At 66.9% G+C, this 19,253-nt stretch carries 24 protein-coding genes; 10 read left to right on the plus strand and 14 right to left on the minus strand.

Annotation, left to right across the window (positions count from 1 at the left end; all coding sequences use genetic code 11):
- Positions 1–63: 63 nt before the first annotated feature.
- From EOJ32_RS11015 to EOJ32_RS11035, 5 genes are all read right to left on the minus strand, one after another.
- A complete protein-coding gene (locus EOJ32_RS11015; protein WP_042246772.1) occupies positions 64–573 on the minus strand; it encodes a CarD family transcriptional regulator in 510 nt (169 codons plus the stop codon).
- A gap of 294 nt (positions 574–867) precedes the next feature.
- On the minus strand, positions 868–1,206 hold the full coding sequence (gene fdxA, locus EOJ32_RS11020) for a ferredoxin FdxA (protein ID WP_045999118.1): 339 nt from the start codon (positions 1,204–1,206) through the stop codon (positions 868–870).
- Positions 1,207–1,237: 31 nt separating this feature from the next.
- Entirely contained in the window at positions 1,238–1,531 is a 294-nt protein-coding gene (locus tag EOJ32_RS11025; protein WP_127898591.1) for an RNA-binding S4 domain-containing protein, read from the minus strand.
- Between the two features lies 1 nt (position 1,532).
- Positions 1,533–4,463 carry a helicase-related protein gene (locus EOJ32_RS11030; protein ID WP_127898592.1) on the minus strand — a complete coding sequence of 977 codons (2,931 nt, stop codon included), beginning with the start codon at positions 4,461–4,463 and terminating at the stop codon, positions 1,533–1,535.
- A gap of 9 nt (positions 4,464–4,472) precedes the next feature.
- Complete coding sequence (locus EOJ32_RS11035; RefSeq protein ID WP_232303246.1) at positions 4,473–4,985, minus strand: tetratricopeptide repeat protein; 513 nt, start codon at positions 4,983–4,985, stop codon at positions 4,473–4,475.
- Between the two features lie 130 nt (positions 4,986–5,115).
- Here EOJ32_RS11035 and EOJ32_RS11040 point away from each other — a divergent pair, with 130 nt between their 5' ends.
- Both EOJ32_RS11040 and EOJ32_RS11045 read left to right on the plus strand, forming a co-directional pair.
- The gene (locus EOJ32_RS11040; protein ID WP_042246766.1) at positions 5,116–5,400 is read left to right on the plus strand and encodes an SCP2 sterol-binding domain-containing protein; all 285 of its coding nucleotides are present in this window, start codon (positions 5,116–5,118) and stop codon (positions 5,398–5,400) included.
- Positions 5,401–5,408: 8 nt separating this feature from the next.
- Positions 5,409–6,347, plus strand: a complete 939-nt coding sequence (locus EOJ32_RS11045) for an alpha/beta fold hydrolase (protein WP_127898593.1) — start codon at positions 5,409–5,411, stop codon at positions 6,345–6,347.
- A gap of 37 nt (positions 6,348–6,384) precedes the next feature.
- Here the strand turns inward: EOJ32_RS11045 and EOJ32_RS11050 are convergent, their stop codons facing one another.
- The 6 genes from EOJ32_RS11050 to alr all read right to left on the minus strand — a co-directional run bounded on the left by EOJ32_RS11050 (position 6,385) and on the right by alr (position 11,554).
- Positions 6,385–7,314 (minus strand): hemolysin family protein, encoded by a 930-nt coding sequence (locus EOJ32_RS11050; protein ID WP_084693645.1) that lies wholly within the window; start codon positions 7,312–7,314, stop codon positions 6,385–6,387.
- Entirely contained in the window at positions 7,311–7,808 is a 498-nt protein-coding gene (gene ybeY, locus EOJ32_RS11055) for an rRNA maturation RNase YbeY (RefSeq protein WP_045983969.1), read from the minus strand. Before ybeY ends, EOJ32_RS11050 begins: the two co-directional genes overlap by 4 nt.
- The gene (locus EOJ32_RS11060; protein WP_127898594.1) at positions 7,801–8,877 is read right to left on the minus strand and encodes a PhoH family protein; all 1,077 of its coding nucleotides are present in this window, start codon (positions 8,875–8,877) and stop codon (positions 7,801–7,803) included. The genes ybeY and EOJ32_RS11060 overlap by 8 nt, the downstream gene beginning before the upstream one ends.
- Positions 8,878–9,012: 135 nt before the next feature.
- Complete coding sequence (locus EOJ32_RS11065) at positions 9,013–9,735, minus strand: ABC transporter ATP-binding protein (protein WP_127898595.1); 723 nt, start codon at positions 9,733–9,735, stop codon at positions 9,013–9,015.
- Positions 9,732–10,490, minus strand: coding sequence for an ABC transporter permease (locus EOJ32_RS11070; protein WP_127898596.1), 759 nt, complete (start codon positions 10,488–10,490; stop codon positions 9,732–9,734). The genes EOJ32_RS11065 and EOJ32_RS11070 overlap by 4 nt, the downstream gene beginning before the upstream one ends.
- Positions 10,487–11,554, minus strand: a complete 1,068-nt coding sequence (alr, locus tag EOJ32_RS11075) for an alanine racemase (protein ID WP_240542411.1) — start codon at positions 11,552–11,554, stop codon at positions 10,487–10,489. Before alr ends, EOJ32_RS11070 begins: the two co-directional genes overlap by 4 nt.
- 119 nt (positions 11,555–11,673) lie before the next feature.
- Here alr and EOJ32_RS11080 point away from each other — a divergent pair, with 119 nt between their 5' ends.
- From EOJ32_RS11080 to EOJ32_RS11105, 7 genes are all read left to right on the plus strand, one after another.
- Entirely contained in the window at positions 11,674–13,206 is a 1,533-nt protein-coding gene (locus EOJ32_RS11080) for an acyl-CoA carboxylase subunit beta (protein ID WP_127898598.1), read from the plus strand.
- A gap of 205 nt (positions 13,207–13,411) precedes the next feature.
- On the plus strand, positions 13,412–13,567 hold the full coding sequence (locus EOJ32_RS20145; protein WP_157001723.1) for a hypothetical protein: 156 nt from the start codon (positions 13,412–13,414) through the stop codon (positions 13,565–13,567).
- A gap of 87 nt (positions 13,568–13,654) precedes the next feature.
- A complete protein-coding gene (locus EOJ32_RS11085; protein ID WP_045983965.1) occupies positions 13,655–14,068 on the plus strand; it encodes a hypothetical protein in 414 nt (137 codons plus the stop codon).
- 127 nt (positions 14,069–14,195) lie between these two features.
- Positions 14,196–14,438, plus strand: coding sequence for a hypothetical protein (locus EOJ32_RS11090; RefSeq protein WP_045999109.1), 243 nt, complete (start codon positions 14,196–14,198; stop codon positions 14,436–14,438).
- Between the two features lie 75 nt (positions 14,439–14,513).
- Positions 14,514–14,726, plus strand: coding sequence for a hypothetical protein (locus tag EOJ32_RS11095; RefSeq protein ID WP_042246739.1), 213 nt, complete (start codon positions 14,514–14,516; stop codon positions 14,724–14,726).
- Between the two features lie 99 nt (positions 14,727–14,825).
- Positions 14,826–16,871 carry an acetyl/propionyl/methylcrotonyl-CoA carboxylase subunit alpha gene (locus EOJ32_RS11100; RefSeq protein ID WP_127898599.1) on the plus strand — a complete coding sequence of 682 codons (2,046 nt, stop codon included), beginning with the start codon at positions 14,826–14,828 and terminating at the stop codon, positions 16,869–16,871.
- Entirely contained in the window at positions 16,868–17,236 is a 369-nt protein-coding gene (locus EOJ32_RS11105) for a hypothetical protein (RefSeq protein WP_127898600.1), read from the plus strand. Before EOJ32_RS11100 ends, EOJ32_RS11105 begins: the two co-directional genes overlap by 4 nt.
- 10 nt (positions 17,237–17,246) lie before the next feature.
- Here the strand turns inward: EOJ32_RS11105 and EOJ32_RS11110 are convergent, their stop codons facing one another.
- Positions 17,247–17,633 (minus strand): DUF4174 domain-containing protein, encoded by a 387-nt coding sequence (locus EOJ32_RS11110; protein ID WP_127898601.1) that lies wholly within the window; start codon positions 17,631–17,633, stop codon positions 17,247–17,249.
- 47 nt (positions 17,634–17,680) lie between these two features.
- On the opposite strand from EOJ32_RS11110, the gene EOJ32_RS11115 reads away from it, so the two are divergent.
- Positions 17,681–18,358: a hypothetical protein gene (locus tag EOJ32_RS11115; protein WP_127898602.1), complete on the plus strand. Its 678-nt coding sequence runs from the start codon at positions 17,681–17,683 to the stop codon at positions 18,356–18,358.
- Here the strand turns inward: EOJ32_RS11115 and EOJ32_RS11120 are convergent.
- Together EOJ32_RS11120 and EOJ32_RS11125 are read right to left on the minus strand one after the other, a co-directional pair.
- Positions 18,324–18,515 (minus strand): hypothetical protein, encoded by a 192-nt coding sequence (locus EOJ32_RS11120; RefSeq protein WP_045984253.1) that lies wholly within the window; start codon positions 18,513–18,515, stop codon positions 18,324–18,326. The genes EOJ32_RS11115 and EOJ32_RS11120 overlap by 35 nt on opposite strands.
- A 93-nt stretch (positions 18,516–18,608) precedes the next feature.
- Positions 18,609–19,196 (minus strand): DUF4174 domain-containing protein, encoded by a 588-nt coding sequence (locus tag EOJ32_RS11125; protein WP_240542412.1) that lies wholly within the window; start codon positions 19,194–19,196, stop codon positions 18,609–18,611.
- Positions 19,197–19,253: the final 57 nt, after the last annotated feature.

Below are 19,253 nucleotides of genomic sequence, written 5' to 3' on the forward strand. Positions count from 1 at the left end.
AACGGTCCACCAAAGCGAAAGGGCGCCCGGTCGGGGCGCCCTTGGGGTCGTCGTGGTCAGCGGTCAGGCAGCGCGGGTCAGCAGGACTTCGCCCACCCGCTTCTGCGCGCCGCCTTCGTCAAGACCGCCGACGGCCGCGACTTCGCGAGTCAGGCGGTCGAGGGCGGCCTCGTACAGCTGACGCTCGGAATAGGACTGTTCGCGCTGATCGTCGCAGCGGTGCAGGTCGCGCACGACCTCGGCGATGGACAGCAGGTCGCCGGAATGGATCTTCTGCTCATACTCCTGCGCCCGGCGCGACCACATCGCGCGCTTGACGCGGGCCTTGCCCTTCAGGGTCTCCAGCGCGCGGTCGATCAGGTCGGGGGTCGACAGGCTGCGCATGCCGATCTCGCTGGCGCGGGCAGTGGGCACGCGCAGGGTCATCTTGTCCTTGTCGAACGAGATCACGAACATCTCCAGCCGCAGGCCCGCGACCTCCTGTTCCTCGATCGATACGATACGACCGACCCCATGGGCCGGATAGACAACAAAGTCATCGGGGCGGAATTCGTTCTTCTTCGATTTCGACATCTGGCTTCCTCTGACATGTGCCCGCGAGACGGGCACAAAGGGCCGCAGGGGGGGGCAAGGCCACCCTCGGTCCGTTTTCGATCATGTTTGACGACCCCTGCCTGCAGTCGGCACGGATCCGGCAGTTTGGGATGCGACACAGTCCTGTTGACAAGCAGCAGCACAAGGCGCGACATAAGGGACTATAACACAAAAATGACGCCAAAAAAAGCACCGCCTTTCGGGCGGCACATCGGCATTGTCTGGGCCTTTAATGGCGGCGAAACAGGACCTTGCAGGTCCTGCCCTGTCGAATCAATCGCCTTCGCCGGGCGTTTCCGAGAAATACTTTTCCAGCTTGCCTTCCTGACCGTCCATCTCGGCGGCGGTCGGCAGGGGATCCTTCTTCCGGGTGATCACCGGCCACAGCTCGGAATATTTGCGGTTGAACTCGACCCAGCTTTCCATCGCCGGCTCGGTATCCGGGCGGATCGCGTCTGCGGGGCATTCCGGTTCGCAGACGCCACAGTCGATGCATTCGTCGGGATGGATGACCAACGTGTTCTCGCCCTCGTAGAAGCAGTCCACGGGGCACACTTCGACGCAATCAGTGTATTTGCACATGATGCAGTTGTCAGTCACGACATAGGTCATCGGGGCGCTTTCGTCTGGTCTGTTCGGGCTCTCACCTAGACATTCCCGGGGGATCAATCAAGTCTTCGCGATACAGCAGCTGCGCCTCGGGGGCCGGGCCGCGCCGGTCCGACAGGCCCAGCACGGTCAGCACCCGCACACGCTGATAGGCGGATACCGTCAGCACGTCGCCGGGCCGCACGGCGCGCCCCGGCTTGCGGCAGGGCTGGGTGTTGACCCGGATGCCGCCCGCCTCGATGCGGGCGGCGGCCAGGCCGCGCGTCTTGAAGATCCGCGCATGGCACAGCCATTTGTCCAGCCGAAGGCCGGCGGCGGCCTCGGTCAAGTCAGGTCTTGTCCTTCAGCTGGGCTAGGATCGCAAAGGGGCTGTCCGGATCGGCCTTCTTCTCGGGACGCGAGGAGAAGGTCTGGGGAGCCTGGTGCGACGGCTTGCCGCCCTTCTTGGGGCCACCGAACTTGCCGCTGGGCTTGCCGTTGCGATCGCGACGTTCGCCCTGTGGGCGATCCCCTGCCGGGGCCGCATCCTTGGACTGACCGTCGCGCGGGGCGCCATCGCGGCGCGGGCCGCGGCGCTGGCCCTGCGGGCGATCACCCTGGGGACGCTCGGCCTGGCCGCGGTCCCCCTGCGGGCGACGGTTGCCGCGCGGCTTGGGCGCCCATTTGAAGGTATAGAACACCTCCATCTCCGGGGGTGCGACCTCGGCGGCGGTCTCGGGCTCCGCGTCGACAGCATCGACCTCAGGGGCGTCCGCCTTCCGCTTTTCGGCTTGCTCGGCCTCCCACTTGGCGCGGGTCTCGGCGGCCAGGACCGATTCCTCCTCGGTCATCGGCGCGTCAGAGCCGTCAGCCTCGGGGGTGGACACGACGGCCGGGGTCTCGGTCGCCTTGACCTTGGCACGCTCGCCCCTGTCGGCAGAATAGCCCAGGCCCTGCATCAGGCCCGAAAACTGCTCCAGCGTCATGCCGGTGATCGACAGCATGTCGGTATTGGCCTCGAACCCGCCGCGGGTGTCCTGGGCGCGCAGCAGGTCGGCCAGCCGCTCCAGCATGTCGATGCGGATCGCCCGGTCGCCCGCGGGGCGATAGCCCGACAGCGCATAGACCTGATCGGGCACGACCGGCAGATGCGGGATGGTGACCAAACCTGGCGGCGGGCTTTCCGGGAATTCGGACAGCCCCTCGTGCAGCGACCACAGGACCAGACGCAGCCGCGTCGGCGCGGGCTTCAGCAGCGCGGGCAGGAAGATGGTGAACTGGCCAAAGCGGACGCCATGCTTGCGCAGCATGCCGCGCGATTCCTGGTCCAGTTCCTTGACCTCGGCGGCGATGCCGTCGCGGGGCAGAATCCCAAGCGCCTCGACCAGCCGGAAGGCAAAGCCGCGGGCCAGACCGGTCAGCGCCTCGTCCTTCTGCAAAGTCAGCAGCGGCTCGTACAGCGCGGCGATCTTGCGGTCGATGAAATGCTGGGCCCGGCGGCGGACCTTGTCGGCGATCTCGGGACCGGCATCCTCGTCGACGAAGACCTCGACGCCGGGAAGCAGCGGATCGGCGCCCTTAACCAGCTTGCCGACCGCCTGGCTGCCCCACATCAGGCCGCCCTGTTCGGTATAGTCCATCTCGGTGTCGGGCGCGTTGTAGAAACGGTCCGCACGCAGATGGAATTCGGGCTTGAGCGCGTCATAGCTGGCGCGGCTCAGCATCCTGGCCTCGTCCGCCGATGCGGTCTGGTCGGGGCGGAAGCGGAAGCCCTCCAGGCGGCCGGCGAATTCGCCCTCGACCGTCACTTCGCCCTTGTCATTCACTTCGGCCACCAGGCTCTCCTTCTGCTTGAGCCGGCGCAGAAGCACGGATGTGCGCCGGTCCACAAATCGTTGGGTCAGGGCCGCGTGCAGCGCGTCCGACAGGCGGTCTTCTACAGCGCGCGTTTCCCCGCGCCAATGCTTTTCGTCCGCCACCCAGCCCGTTCTTTGCGCGACATAGGTCCAGGTGCGGATATATGCCAACCGCTTCGAGATGGCGTCGATGTCGCCGGCGGTCCGGTCGATGCGTTCGATGGCCCGGCCAAGCCAATCCGCCGGGATATGTCCATCCTGCAGGAAACCGAAGATCCGCGCCAGCAAAGTCGCATGTTCCATGGTCGAGATTCCCCGGAAATCGGGCACCCGGCACACGTCCCAAAGCAGGCGCACGTCCTTGCCGCCGCGGATGCGGTCCTTGATCTCGGGAAAGTCGCGCAGGATCTTCAGCGTCGCCACGTCGTCGGCCTCGCGCCCGCGGGCCAGCAGCTCGTGGCCGGGGCCGGTCTCCAGGCTTTCCACCAGCCGGTCCATGCTGCCGAAATCCAGCTTGCCGTTGCGCCAGACCAGCCGGCTGATGGGGGCGAACCGATGGTTCTCCAGCGCGTCGATCAGTCCCTCGTCCAGGGGCTCGGCCTCTCCAGTGACGCCGAAGGTGCCGGATTCGGTGTGCCGCCCTGCCCGGCCTGCGATCTGGCCCATCTCGTGGGGGAAAAGCGGGCGGACCCGCTTGCCGTCGAACTTGTGCGTGGCGCTGAAGGTAACATGCTTGATGTCCAGGTTCAGACCCATGCCAATGGCGTCGGTGGCCACCAGATAGTCGACCTCGCCGTTCTGGTACATCTCGACCTGGGCATTGCGCGTGCGGGGCGACAGCGCCCCCATCACGACCGCGCAGCCCCCCTTCTGCCGACGGATCAGCTCGGCCATCGCATAGACGTCGTCGACGCTGAAGCCCACGATCGCGCTGCGTGGCGGCATCCGGGACAGCTTTTTCGATCCTGCCCATGACAGGGTCGAGAACCGCTCCTTGCGCTCGAACTGGGTTTCGGGAACCAGGGCCGCGATGGTCGGGCGCATGGTGCTGCTGCCCAGGAACAGCGTCTCGACAGTGCCGCGCATGTGCAGCAGTCGGTCGGTGAACACGTGCCCGCGTCCGGGATCGGCGCACAGTTGGATCTCGTCGATGGCCACGAAATCGGTGGCGATGTCGGGCATCGCCTCGGTGGTGGCGACCCAGTACTGGACGCGGTCGGGAACGATCCGCTCCTCTCCGGTGACCAGGGCCACGACCGAGGGGCCGCGCGCGGCCACGATCCGGTCATAGACCTCGCGCGCCAGCAGGCGCAGTGGCAGGCCGATCACCCCCGACCGGTGGTTCAGCATCCGCTGGATGGCGTAGTGGGTCTTGCCCGTATTGGTCGGGCCCAGGATGGCGGTGATCCGCCCGCGCGTCGTCATGTTCATGCCTTAGATATCGGTGCCGATGCGCTTGTGTTCCAGACGTGCCTGGCCATCGATGGCTTCCTGCTGGTGGGGATGGATCGCCAGGCTGGCGCGATAGGCCGCCAGGGCGCGGGCGTCGTCGCCCATCTCCTCCAGCATGGCGCCCAGCTGGGTCAGCGCCGCAAAGTGGCGCGGCTCCAGCTCCAGCGTGCGGCGCAGGTCGGCCAGCGCGGGCCCGAACTGACCTGCCGTCGCATAGGCCGCGGCCCGCGTCTGGAAGCCTGCCGCAAAGTCGGGGGCATGGTCGGTCAACGCGGTCAGATGACCGATGGCCGACGGGATGTCCCCCATGTCCAGCGCCGCCTCTCCCCGCTGCAGCAGCAGGTCCATCGCCGGGGATCCGGACCGCGACCATTCACGCAGGATGTCGCTTTCCGCGATGCGCCAGCCCTCGCCCTCGGGCTGGGCCAGGCGCGCGAAGGCGTCGTCCAGCCCCTGGCCCGCGGCCGCGATCGGTACCACGCTTGCAATAACCACGAAAATCGTCAGAACTTTGTGACGCAATGCCGTGACGGCAGAGTGGAAATTCAGGCGGACCGCGTTCATATGTCTGGTGTAGCCCAGGCCGCAGGTCTGGCGCCAGACAAAGCGCACCAGGAGACGTGAAATGAGCGAAGTCGTGACCAAGGCCGTCCAGAAGCTGGGCGAAAAGATCGACAGCTTCGATTCTGTCGCAAAGTTCGTCATCACCGGCGAAGGCGCGATCATGATCGACGAAGACGGCGTGCGCGCCGGCGACGAGGATGCCGAGGTGACCCTGACGGCCAGCCGCGAGACGTTCGAGGGCATCCTGAACGGCGACGTGAACCCTGCCACCGCCTTCATGATGGGCAAGCTGAAGATCGATGGCTCGATGGGCGTCGCGATGCAGCTGGGCCAGAAGCTGTCCTAAGCGCCCGCGTGCAACAGGCACCCTTCCATCAGCTTCCGGATGACCGGTCGCAGCCCGCCCGCGCCTTCTGGGCGCAGGCGGGCGATGGGGTCCGCCTGCGCATGGCGCATTGGCCCGCGGATGCGGCACGCGGCAGCGTACTGCTGTTCCCCGGGCGGACCGAATATATCGAGAAATACGCCCCTGTCGCCCATCGCATGATGGCCGAGGGTTACGACGTCCTGTCGATCGACTGGCGTGGTCAGGGCATGTCGGACCGCCTGCAGCCCAATCCCCGCCCCGGCCATATCCGCGATTTCGCGGATTACCAGCACGACGTGGTCGAGATGATCGTGGCGGCGGAACAGCTTGACCTGCCCCGGCCGTGGCATCTGCTGGCGCATTCGATGGGCGGCTGCATCGGGTTGGCCGCGCTGGAGGGCGGCATGGCCGTGCAGAGCGCGGTGTTCTCCGCGCCCATGTGGGGCATCAATCTTCGTCGGATGCAGCAGGGCGTGGCCTTGGGCATCGCATATCTGGCCGGACGCGTGGGGCGTGGCGGCCTGACGGCACCGGGCAGCGGCGGGGCGGCGACCACCTATCCTCTGGACGAAAGCTTCAACGCCAACCTTCTGACCAGCAATGGTGACGAATGGGCGCGGCTGGTGCGCGAGGCCGTGGCCTGGCCCGACCTGACCATCGGCGGCGCCACCTTCGATTGGGTTGGCAGGGCACTGAACGAATGCGCCCGCCTGTCGCGCATTCCATCGCCCGACATGCCGATGCTGGTGTCTGTCGGCAGCGAGGAAAAGGTCGTGTCGCCGCAGGCCATCCGGGACCGTGCCGCACGCTGGCCGCAATCGGAGCTGCTGACCATTCCGGGGGCCAAGCACGAAATCCTGATGGAAACGGATGCGCTGCGCGACCTGTTCTACGAGGCGATGCTGGCCCGGTTCGAGGCCAGCTGACGCGACACGGACCGGGGGCGGTACGCCCCCCGCCCCGTCAGGACTGGGCGCTTTTCCGATCGGACGGCGTGCTGATGCTGGGCATGCGCAGGCGGATCCGCTTCAGGCGACGGGGATCGGCATCCACGACCTCGAACTCGGCGCCCGAGGGATGGGCGATCACCTCTCCACGCAGCGGCACGCGCCCCGCCAGCATGAAGATCAGACCGCCAAGCGTGTCGATATCCTCGTCCTCGTCGCCGATCAAGCGCAGGCCGGTCTCAGCCTCGACATCGTCCAGCGCGGCACGGGCCTGGATCAGCCACTGGCCGGTCTTCTCATGCACCCACAAGCCGCCCTCGACCTCGTCATGCTCATCCTCGATCTCGCCGATCACCTGTTCGATCAGGTCCTCGATGGTGACCAACCCGTCGACGCCCCCGTATTCGTCGATGACCAGCGCCATGTGGATGCGCTTGGTCTGCATCTGCTGCAGCAGCACCCCGATGGGCATCGAGGGCGGAACGTACAGCAACGGCCGCAGCATCGGGCGCATGGTAAATTTGCCCCCCGCACCGAACCCGTGCTTCAGCGCCAGGTCCTTGAGATGGATCAGGCCAAGCGGGCTGTCCAGCGTGCCGCGAAAGACCGGCATCCGTGAAAACCCGTGCTCACGGAACATCTCGACCAGATCCTCCAGCGACAGGTTCGCGGGGGCGGCCACGATCTCGACCTTGGGGATGGCGACGTCATCGACTCGCATGCGGCGCAGATTGACCAAGCCGGGGGTGCCCACGACATGGCGGTCCTGATGATCGTCGTCCGCGCCGCTTTCGGACCCTGTCAGGGCCGACAGCACGCGGCCAAAGAATCCTTTGCCATTACCGGCCTCCTTCTCCTCGGTGGCGCCACCGTCGACGGCGATCGCCGTGACCTCCTCGATGGCCGGCTGAGGAGCGGGCTCGGATAATCGGCTTTCGGAATTCATCGGTCTTTCTCCTGGTAAGGGTCTGGAATGCCAAGCCGGGACAGGATGGCGCGCTCGGTCGCCTCCATCAGTTCGGCATCGGGATCGTTTAGATGGTCGTAACCCAGCAGATGCAGGGTCGCATGGACCAGCAGGTGCTGGACGTGATGGTCGAAGGGCTTGCCCTGATCCTCGGCCTCGGCCGCGCAGGTATCATAGGCGATCGCGATGTCGCCCAGTTCCTCCTCGTCCGGCATCTCGGGCGCCTGACCGGGATCATGCGGCAGATGCTCGACCGACGGCCATGACAGCACGTTCGTGGCCCGGGGCTTGCCGCGGAAATCGGCGTTCAGCGCGGCGATGCGGGCGTCGTCGCAGCCCATGACGACCACCTCCCCGCCCAAGCGGTGGTGGTCCAGCGCGGCAGTGACGGCAAGGGCCGCCAGGTCCTCAAGACCGGCGGCCTGCCATCGGTCATCCTCGATGACGCAGTCGACGGAAATCTCGTCAGGCATCTTTTCTGAATGCGCGGCGGGGAACGTACTGGCCGCGCGGCTCCTCTGTTTCACCGCGGGCAAGGGCGGCGTTGTCCTCGACCTCATACGCCTTGATGATGCGCGCGACAAGCGGGTGGCGCACGACGTCATCGGCGGTGAAATAGCTGAAGCTGATGCCCTTGACGTCCTTCAGGATGCGCTCGGCGTCCATCAGACCCGACATCATGCCGCGCGGCAGGTCGATCTGGGTGCGGTCGCCGGTAATGACCATCCGCGAGCCTTCGCCAAGACGGGTCAGGAACATCTTCATCTGCATGCTGCTGGCGTTCTGAGCCTCGTCCAGCACGACGAAGGCGCGCGACAGGGTGCGCCCGCGCATGAAGGCCAGGGGCGCGATCTCGATGCGCTTCTCCTCCATCAGCTTCTGCATCTGCTTTCCGGGAAGAAAGTCGTTTAGCGCGTCGTAGAGCGGCTGCATGTACGGATCGACCTTCTCCTTCATGTCGCCCGGCAGGAAGCCCAACCGCTCCCCGGCCTCGACGGCGGGGCGCGACAGGATGATCTTGTCGACATGGCCGCCGATCAGCATCGTCACACCCACGGCCACCGCCAGATAGGTCTTGCCGGTGCCCGCAGGCCCGATGCCAAAGGCCAGCTCGTTCTGGAACAGCGACCGGACATACGATTTCTGCGCATCCGTGCGCGGCTCGACCGACTTCTTGCGGGTTCGCAGTTCGTAGTTGCCCTGCGCGAACATCTCCAGCTGTTCGGCCGGGGTCACGTCGGTGGCGGGTTCGACCCCCATGCGCAATGCGGCCTCGACCTCGTCGGGGCCGACGGGGCGGTGCTGTTCTAGCCGCGCATATAGGCCACGAAGCAGGTTCGCGGCCTCGGACTGGGCCTCGGGGCCGCCGACCACGGCAATCTGGTTGCCGCGACGCAAGATATGGACGCCAAGTGCCTCCTCGATCCGGGCCAGATGGCGGTCGTTGGGACCGCACAGGTCGATCAACAGCCGGTTGTCGGGGAATTCAAGCAGGGTTTCGGCAGAAGCCGCGGTGACGGGTGGCGTCGGGGTCAGGCCCAAATGTCTCTCCTGGTCAATCTGGTCGGTCCATGGTGGCAAGCCAGTCGGATTCGCACAAGTTCATGTTCGTGGTAAATTGGGCGCAACTGCCCCCGTTTGTGGCAGAACGGCCAAGCATGTGCAAAAGTTGCATCCTTATCGCGCATGATCACTGACCCCGGCAGACGGGATTCCCAGAAAACCGGCCAAGGCGGGCGCGCGGTCCATGTCCGCCACCGGGCCGTCATGCGCGATGCGACCATCCGCCAACAGCGCGACACGGTCGCCGATGATCCGGCAGCTGGCCATGTCATGCGTGATGGTGATCGCGGTGGCCCCTGTTTCGGTCACGATGCCGCGGATCAGCGCATCGATGGCCCGCGCGCGGATCGGGTCCAACCCGGTAGTCGGTTCGTCGAAGAAGATCACCGCCGGGTCGTCGGCAATGGCGCGGGCCAGGCCGACGCGCTTGGCCATGCCGCCCGACAGCTGCGCGGGCATCAGGTCGGCGATGTCCGAAGCCAGCCCCACGCGCGCCAGCTTGTCCAGCGCGATAGCGCGGGCGCGGCGGTCGTCCATCCGCTGGCGCAGGCGGAAGGCGACGTTCTGCCAGACCGACAGGCTGTCGAACAGGGCCGCCCCCTGAAACAGCATCCCGAACCGCGCCATGAAGCGTGCCCGGTCCAGCGGCTGGCCGTTCCACAGCACCTGCCCCGCATCGGGGCGTTCCAGCCCCAGGATGCATTTCAGCAGGACCGACTTGCCGGTGCCGGACTGGCCGATCACGCACAGGCTCTCGCCCGTGGCGACGCTCAGATCGACGCTGTCGAGGACCCGCTTGGCGCCAAAGGATTTGCTGAGGCCGAAGGTCCGGATCATTCGAAGAACAGCCCGGTCAGCGCAAAGTTCGCAGCCAGGATGCCGACGGCGGCGGCGACGACCGCATTGGTCGTGGCCCGTCCGACGCCTGCCGCGCCGCGCCCCGACCGCATGCCGAACCAGCATCCCGACAACGCGATGACCAGTCCGAAGACCGCCCCCTTGATCAGGCCAGAGGTAACGTCCCACGGCTCCAGATATGCCCAGCTGTTCGCGATGTAGCTGGCCGAATTGAACCCAAGCGACGTCGTGCCCACCAGCCAGCCGCCCATGATGCCGATGATGTCGCCCGTGGCCACCAGCACCGGCATGCACAGGATCGCCGCCCACAGCCGGGGCGTGACCAGCCAGCGGACCGGGTCGGTCGACAGAGTCACCAACGCGTCGATCTGTTCGGTGACGCGCATGGTCCCGATCTCGGCGGCGATGCTGCTGGCGACGCGGGCGGCGACCATCAGGCCGCCCAGGACGGGCCCCAGTTCGCGAACCATGCCGATGGCCACGATTGCCGGGACGACGTCGCCGGCCTGAAACCGCTCTCCGCCCGAATGGATCTGCAGGGCCAGCGCCGCCCCGGTGAACAACGCCGTCAGCCCTACGACCGGCAGCGACAGCCAGCCGATCTGCATCACCTGGCGCACGATTGCACGGGGTGTCCCGAACCCCGACAGCCCCCGCATCGCGAACAGCGCCACCGCCCCGATGGTCCGGGTGGCGCGCAGGGCGGGTCGTCCGATCGCCCGGATGGGCGTCACAGATAGGTCCGCTGGTAGCGCAGCCCAAGCGAGGTCAGCACCTCGTATCCGATGGTGCCGGCGATGTCGGCCAGACGGTCGATGGGTTGATGCGCGCAGATCAGGTCAAGCCGGTCTGGCACCGCATCCAGATCGCTGACGTCCACCGTGATCAGGTCCATCGACACGCGCCCGACGACCGGACAGGCCACATCGGCGGCGAACAGCTGCGCACCCTTACCCGACAGCGAACGCAGGATGCCGTCGGCATAGCCCGCATCGACGGTGGCGATGCGACAGTCGCGCGGCGCGTGCCAACTGGCGCCATAACCGACCATCTCTCCCCTCCGCACGTCACGGGTCTGGATCACGCGCAGTGACAGTGTGACGACGCCGCGGGCCTGCGCAAAGGGCAGCCCGCCGTACAGACCCACGCCGGGGCGCACCATGTCGAAATGGTAATCCGGTCCCAGCAGGATCCCCCCGGTCGCGGCCAGCGACCGCGGCACGTCACAGCCATCGGTCATTGCGCGGAACGCGGACAGCTGCGCCGCATTGGCGGGGTGGTCGGGCTCGTCCGCGCAGGCCAGGTGCGACATGATGAAGGCCGGTCCGGCGGCCAGCGCCTCGTCCCGGATGGCGCCCCATTCAGCGGCCTCCATGCCAAGGCGGTTCATCCCGGTGTCCAGCTGGATGGCGAAGGGCTGACCGGGGCGCATGGCGCGATCACGAAAGAACTGCGCAGGGCTGTTCAGGACCGGGGTCAGCCCGGTCAGGTCCGCACCCTCCATGTTCCCCGACAGCACGTTGATGCGCGCGTCCTGCGGCAGCAGCGGCCGGATCGCCCGTCCCTCATGCGCCAGGGCCACGAAGAAATCGCGCACGCCGGCGGCATAGAGGGCCGGGGCGACGCGGTCGGCGCCCAGGCCATAGGCGTCAGCTTTGACCACGGCGGCGGCACGCGCGCCGGGGGCCAGTGCGGCCAGTGCCGCGTGATTGGCCACGATGGCCGCGATGTCGATCTGCAATCCCATATGCGTGGCTTGCCCCCCTGCCCGGCCCGCGTCAAGAGGCTGCCGCAGCATGTGTTTGCACATATGCAATTAGCATGAACATTCGCTTCTATATTTTGCAAATTCCCCCGAATTGTCTTTGCTGCACCTGCATCGCAGTCTAGCCTAGGGCACCGGATCAGGAGGGCGCGATGAAGGACATTCTGCAGCAGCTGGAAGAACGCCGACAGCAGGCCCGGCTTGGCGGCGGCCAGCGGCGCATCGACGCCCAGCACGCCCGCGGCAAGCTGACCGCCCGCGAACGCATCGACCTGCTGCTGGACGAGGACAGCTTCGAGGAGTTCGACATGTTCGTCGCCCATCGCAGCACCGATTTCGGCATGCAGGACGACCGCCCGGCAGGCGACGGGGTGGTGACCGGATGGGGCACCATCAACGGCCGCATGGTCTATGTCTTCTCTCAGGACTTCACCGTCTTCGGCGGATCGCTGTCGGAAACTCATGCCCAGAAGATCTGCAAGATCATGGACATGGCGATGCAGAACGGCGCGCCGGTGATCGGGCTGAACGATTCGGGGGGCGCGCGCATCCAGGAGGGCGTGGCCAGCCTTGCGGGTTATGCCGACGTGTTCCAGCGCAACGTGCTGGCATCGGGCGTCGTGCCGCAGATCAGCGTGATCATGGGCCCCTGTGCGGGTGGCGCGGTCTATTCGCCCGCGATGACCGACTTCATCTTCATGGTGCGCGACACGTCCTACATGTTCGTGACCGGGCCCGACGTGGTCAAGACGGTCACGAACGAGGTCGTGACCGCCGAACAGCTGGGCGGTGCGTCCACGCATACCCGGAAATCCTCCGTCGCGGACGGCGCGTTCCAAGACGACGTCGAGGCGCTGTCGGAGATCCGCCGGCTGTTCGACTTCCTGCCGCTGAACAACCGCGAAAAGGCCCCGACCCGGCCCTTCTTCGACGACCCCGCGCGGATCGAGCCCAGCCTGGACACCCTGATCCCCGACAACCCGAACCAGCCCTATGACATGAAGGAGCTGATCGCCAAGGTCGCGGACGAGGGCGATTTCTACGAGATCCAGAAGGATTTCGCGGGCAACATCATCATCGGCTTCATCCGCATCGAGGGACAAACGGTGGGGGTCGTCGCCAACCAGCCGATGGTGCTGGCCGGTTGCCTGGACATCGACAGCTCGCGCAAGGCCGCGCGCTTCGTGCGGTTCTGCGACGCGTTCGAAATCCCGATCCTGACGCTGGTCGACGTTCCGGGCTTTCTGCCGGGGACCGGCCAGGAATATGGCGGCGTCATCAAGCATGGGGCAAAGCTGCTGTTCGCCTATGGCGAGGCGACGGTGCCCAAGGTCACGGTCATCACCCGCAAGGCCTATGGCGGCGCCTATGACGTGATGGCGTCGAAGCATCTGCGCGGCGATTTCAATTATGCCTGGCCCACCGCCGAGATCGCGGTGATGGGCGTCAAGGGCGCGGTCGAGATCCTGTATCGCAGCGAACTGGGCGATGCCGACAAGATCGCCGCCCGCACCAAGGATTACGAGGACCGCTTTGCCAACCCCTTCGTGGCCGCTGAAAAGGGCTTTATCGACGAGGTGATCCAGCCCCGGTCGACGCGTCGCCGGGTGGCCCGCGCCTTTGCCAGCCTGCGCGGCAAGCGGCTGACGAACCCGTGGAAAAAGCACGACAACATTCCGCTGTGACTGACGGGGACGGGCGCGCGATGCACAAGGTCGTGAATGATGCAGCCGGGCCACAGGGGGGCGGCGCTTTGGCGCCCGCCCTCCTGCGTCCCTGTCTGATCGCGGCGGGCTTCTCTATCATGCCGCGCAGGCCGGCAGATCAACAAGCCGACCACAACCCGAGCAGCCGGGCGCAACACCGCCCGCCCTACAGGAGCATGTTTCCATGTCGAAAAAGATCATCCTCGGCCTCGTGCTGGTTTCCGCCTTCGCCGCGTGCCAGCGCCAGCAGCCTGCCGACGTCTATGTCCCGACCGCCCCGGCCGCACCCATGGTCAACCCCGTCACGACCGAGCCTGTCTACAACAGCAAATTCGGCTAAGACGAGACGTCCGACAATTGCGCGCGGGCGGCCAGCCTGCCCGTGCGCAGCGATCCGGCCCGCGCGCCCCAGCACAGGGGCCCTGCCATGCTGAAGCATCGCGGCTTTCCCGGGCGTCTGCCCGGCACCGATTTCCAATTCGTCATCCGGCGCGAGAATCGCAAGAAGGGCGCAACGCCCATCACGCGCCGCGAGCGGTTCAAGGACCGCAGGCCCGCCGACAAGCGCGCCGATGCGGGCTTTCTTTCGGCGCTGATCGCGCATTTCGGCGACGAACCCTTTCCCCGCGGCAATCTTGATGCCGGTCGGCTGTCCTGGCTGATCGGCCGCGAGGTCAAGCCGGTGGGCCAGTTCGACCCTGCCGATTACGACCAATTGCTGCAGGTCGACATGGCCGAGGCGGAGGCCGCCTTCCCCGAGCTGTTCGTCAAGGATGCTCCCCAGGAGTTCGACTGGGACGACCAGGACGGCTGGGACGACGACGAGGCCGACGACGACTGATGCGCAGGTTGATGCTGAACCCCTTGAAGTCACACGCATGTCAGTTTGACGCAGGCATCAGCTATGCGATAACCCCTTACCACCTCCCATCGGCCCCCGACGGGCCCATTACGACAGGTTTCCTATCATGCAGAAATTCTTCTCGCTTCGCGTTGCCGGCCTGGCCCTGGTTGCCGCCGGTCTTTCGGCTTGCGCCCCCGGCTATCAGGGCGGCGGCATCTCGCCCGACGCGCAGCGCGCCGCAGGCGGTGCCGTTGCCGGTGCCGTCATCGCGAAGGCCCTGGACGAAGACCTGGCAACCGGCGCCGCGATCGGTGCCGTCGGCGGCGCGCTGTGCGACGACGCCGGTGTCTGCCAGCGTCGTTACTGATCGCTGCGGCAACCTCTCACCCTATCGGCAGCTCGCGCCTGACGCGGCTGCCGCCCAACCCACGGGATCTTCACCATGTCCAAATTCCTTGCCATCGCTGCCCTGGTCGGCACCACGGCCATCGCCGGCTGCACCCAAGGCATCAACCCGACCGACACTGACCGCGCGCTCATCGGCGCCGGCGTCGGCGCGACCGTCGCATCGGTCGGCGGCACCAACGTCGTCAAGGGCGCGGCCATCGGCGGCGCGGCTGGCGCGCTGTGCAACGACTTCCGTCTGTGCCAGTGACCTGCTGATCGGCGCGCCCGGCGCGCCGACCGTCTGCAAAGCCGTCCGGAGCCCTGCGCTTCGGGCGGCTTTTTCACGTTCCGTCCTGGGGGGGAGCCCATGTTCAAGAAGATCCTGATCGCCAACCGGGGCGAGATCGCCTGCCGTGTCATCAAGACCGCCCGCAAGATGGGCATCGCCACCGTCGCCGTCTATTCCGACGCCGACCGCCATGCGCTGCATGTGCGCATGGCGGACGAGGCCGTCCATATCGGCCCGGCCCCCGCCAACCAGTCCTATATCGTGATCGACAAGATCATGGATGCGATCCGCCGGACCGGCGTTGAGGCCGTCCATCCCGGATACGGCTTCCTGTCCGAGAACATGAAATTCGCAGAGGCGCTGGAGGCCGAGGGCGTCGTCTTCATCGGCCCCCCGTCCGGCGCGATCGAGCAGATGGGCGACAAGATCACCTCGAAGAAGCTGGCGCAGGCCGCGGGGGTCAGCACGGTTCCGGGACACATGGGCCTGATCGCGGACGCGGACGAGGCCGCGGCCATCAGTGCCCAGATCGGCTATCCGGTGATGATCAAGGCCAGCGCGGGCGGCGGCGGCAAGGGCATGCGCATCGCCTGGTCCGACGAGGAGGCGCGCGAGGGTTTCCAGTCCTCCAGAAACGAGGCCGCCAACAGCTTTGGCGACGACCGGATCTTCATCGAGAAATTCGTGACGCAGCCGCGCCACATCGAGATCCAGGTCCTGGCCGATCAGCACGGCAACGCAGTCTATCTGCACGAGCGCGAATGCTCGATCCAGCGCCGCAACCAGAAGGTCATCGAGGAGGCGCCGTCGCCGTTCCTGGACGAGGCCACCCGCGCGGCGATGGGTCAGCAGGCCGTGGCCCTGGCCAAGGCCGTCGGATACACCAGCGCGGGCACGGTCGAATTCATCGTCGACGGAAGCCGCAACTTCTATTTCCTGGAGATGAACACCCGCCTGCAGGTGGAACACCCTGTGACCGAGCTGATCACCGGCGTCGACCTGGTCGAGCAGATGATCCGCGTCGCGGCCGGAGAGCCGCTGCCCTTCGCGCAGTCCGACTTGACGATCACCGGGTGGGCGATGGAGAGCCGGCTGTACGCCGAGGACCCCTATCGCGGTTTTCTGCCTTCCATCGGGCGCCTGACCCGCTATCGCCCGCCGGTCGAGGTGGCCGCAGGGCCGATGCTGACCGGGGGCAAGTGGCTGGCCCATGGCGCGCCGACGGGTGCGGCCGCGGTCAGGAACGACACCGGCGTCTATGAGGGCGGCGAGATCAGCATGTTCTATGACCCGATGATCGCCAAGCTGTGCACCTGGGCCCCGACCCGCGGCGAGGCGATCGAGGCCATGCGCACCGCGCTGGACGCCTTCGAGGTCGAGGGAATCGGGCATAACCTGCCCTTCCTGTCGGCGGTGATGGATCACCCGAAATTCGTCGCGGGCGACATCACCACCGCCTTCATCGCCGAGGAGTATCCCGACGGGTTCCACGGCGCGGCCCTGCCCGAGGACGAGATGCTCCGCATCGCTGCCGCCGCCGCCGCCATGCACCGCGTGGCCGAGATCCGGCGCACCCGTATCAGCGGCCGCCTGAACAACCACGAACGCCATGTGGGCGACGATTGGGTGGTGTTCGCGGACAAGCAGGACTGGTCCGTCCGCATCACCGCCGATGCCCATGGTGCCGACGTCGCCATCGCGGGGCGCACGATCCGGGTCGAGGGTGATTGGCGCCCCGGCCAGTCGCTGGCGCGGCTGGAGGTGGACGGACGCCCCCTGGTGCTGAAGGTGGACAAGATCGCCGCCGGGCTGCGCCTGCGTGCGCGCGGGGCTGACCTGCGCGTGCATGTGCGTCGGCCCCGTGCGGCGGAGCTGGCACGGCTGATGCCCGAAAAACTTCCGCCCGACACGTCCAAGTTCCTGCTGTGCCCGATGCCCGGCCTGATCGTGACGATCAATGTCGCCCAGGGGGACGAGGTTCAGGAGGGTCAGGCGCTGGCCACCGTCGAGGCCATGAAGATGGAGAACATCCTGCGCGCCGAACGCCGGGGCATCGTGAAATCCGTCAATGCCGCGCCGGGCGAAAGCCTGAAGGTCGACGACGTGATCATGGAGTTCGAATGATCCCCGCCCTGCCCGCCTATCTGCTGTCGGCCGGACTTGGGCTGGCGGGCGCGGCGGGCATCCTGTCGGCGGTGGCGGCGCAGACCGTGCCCTTGCTCGGCACGCAGGTGCCGCTGGCCTATCTGCTGCCGCCGATCGTCGGGCTGGCGTTCTTCCAGCTGGTTTTCGGGGCATGCACCGGACGCTGGCGCGGGTGGCGGTTCTGGGCGGCGGCCATCCCGCTGTCGGCGGTCATCTGGGGCGCGGCATTGATGGCGCTGCTGGGCGGTCATGCGTCGTGGCAGGCCGCGCTTGGCGTGGCGGCTTTCGGTCATGTCGCCGCAGGTCTGGCGGCGCTGTCGCTGACACGGGGGCGCGTGGCATGATGCGCGGGCGCTATCGCATCTCCTGCTGGCGCATCGGCATGCTGTCGATCAGGGACAGGATGTCCTCTGCCGCGACGGGCCTGGCCGACCGCATCTTGATCCCGCCATCCTTGCCGATTAGCAGAACCTGGAACCCCTGCCCATCGCGCAGTGCGTCTGCACCGGGTCCGTCGGTCAGGATGACCACCTCGCGTTCTGCCAACTGCTCCGCATGTGCCTGCAGGTCTGCGATCTGCCGTGCGACCTGCGCCTCGGGTCCAAGGACAACGACAGGGCGCGCCTGCCAACGCAGTGCGGCAAGCGTGTCCGCCTGCAGCGGCGCGGGGCCGCGGGCAGTGTCGGCGGGTGCCATGGCAGGCCACAGGGCCAAGACGGTAGACAGGCAGAATCGGTGCATGATCGCTCCTTCCGAAACAGGACGCGCATGGCGCGAGACAGGTTCCCATGGCTCCGCTTGACCAATGGCTCAGCCCGCAGCTGCAGCAGGCGGTCGTCACCGGCCTTTTCGTGGCCATCGGTTGGATCGTCGTCGCGTCCCAGACCCGCCGCCGCGACGCCACGCTGCGCCGCGCGCGCGAGACCGACCTGCAGCGCGCCCTGCTGGCAGAGATCCGGGCGCATGTCTTTGCCTTGGAGCAGCAGGTGCCGTCGCCGCAGGACGCGGCCCTGCTGGTGTCGCGCATCGAGTCGGGAGATTTCGTGCCGACCCTGCCGCAGCAGGCCAACGACCGCATCTTTGCGGCCGTGATTTCCGACATACACATCCTGCCCGCGCCGGTCATCGACCCGATCGTGCTCTACTATCGGCTGTTGTCGATCATGGGCGCGCTGGCCACGGACCTGCGCCGGATCGCCCGCAGCGACGGCAAGCGGGCGGCGCAGATGATGGCCGATTACCTGGAGCTGATGGAGGAAACCCGCGATACCGGCCTGCAGGCGATGCGGGTGCTGACCGAATGCCTGCGCGGCGGCGCCGAAGCGGTCGAGGCGATGCTGGACGAGGACGAGGCGCAGGCCGCGGCACAGATCGGTGCGCGCCTGCCGCAGGAACTGGCGCAGATGCGCGAGCGTCTGTCGGCGACCGAGGTCAGTAACCTATCTTCGGACCCGAGAGGCCGGTGATGGGACGCAATCCGATGGCGCGCACGATTTCGTTCGCACGGCTGACGGCGGTCGGTTTCGGCTTGGCTTCGCTGCGCAGCACGGGTGCGTCGGGTCGGGCGGACGCCTTGGGCGCGCGCGGTTGCGACAGGCTGCGGTCGGAACGCGAATTGGCCATGATCAACCCTCCTGCTGATCCGGCAACCGTGCCGGATACCGGTCATGATATAGGGAACGCGCCGCAAATCCACAAGTTTCGCGGCACTGCGCCTTATCGCATCACGCTGCCGCGCCCGATCTCCTGCCGGCGCAGGGGCAGACGGTCGATGGCGCGGCCGATCTCTCTGGCATCCCATGGGACGGGGCGGCGGATCTTGACCTGTCCGTCCTTGTCGATCAGCACCAGCGAGAACCCCTGCGGGCGCAGCTGCTGTCGCCACGTGCTGTTGGCCGACGGGTCACTGTCGAGGACAAGCACCACGTCGCGCGACGCCAGCGCCCGACCGTCACGGCGCAGCGATGCCACCTGGTCGACAAAGGCCGGGTCGTCCGCAGTGTCGGCAAAGATCACCACGGGGCGCGCCGTCCACAGGAACTGGTCCGGGTCGACCGTAGCGGCGTCCAGCACCTGCGGAGAGCCGTCGTCCAGGGGGGACGCGTCCGGCAGCGGGTCGGGCTCGACGCGCTGCGCGACCGGCGGCAGACGAGCAGGGTTGCGTTGCGGCACCGTGTCGCGCGGCTGCGTCGCGGCCGTCGCCCCGTCCGGTGTCCGCACGGAGGCGCCATCCGGCGGGGGCGCGTCGCGCGCGGGGCCCATCGCCGCGAGCGCCATCACGAATATCATAAATTTCAACTTCATCGGCACCTCGTCATGTCTTGAATATAGGGCAGGACCGTCGGCAGGAAAGGATGGATC

This window comes from Paracoccus sp. Arc7-R13 (assembly GCF_004010775.1).
In the GTDB taxonomy this organism is placed as follows: Bacteria; Pseudomonadota; Alphaproteobacteria; order Rhodobacterales; family Rhodobacteraceae; genus Paracoccus; species Paracoccus marcusii.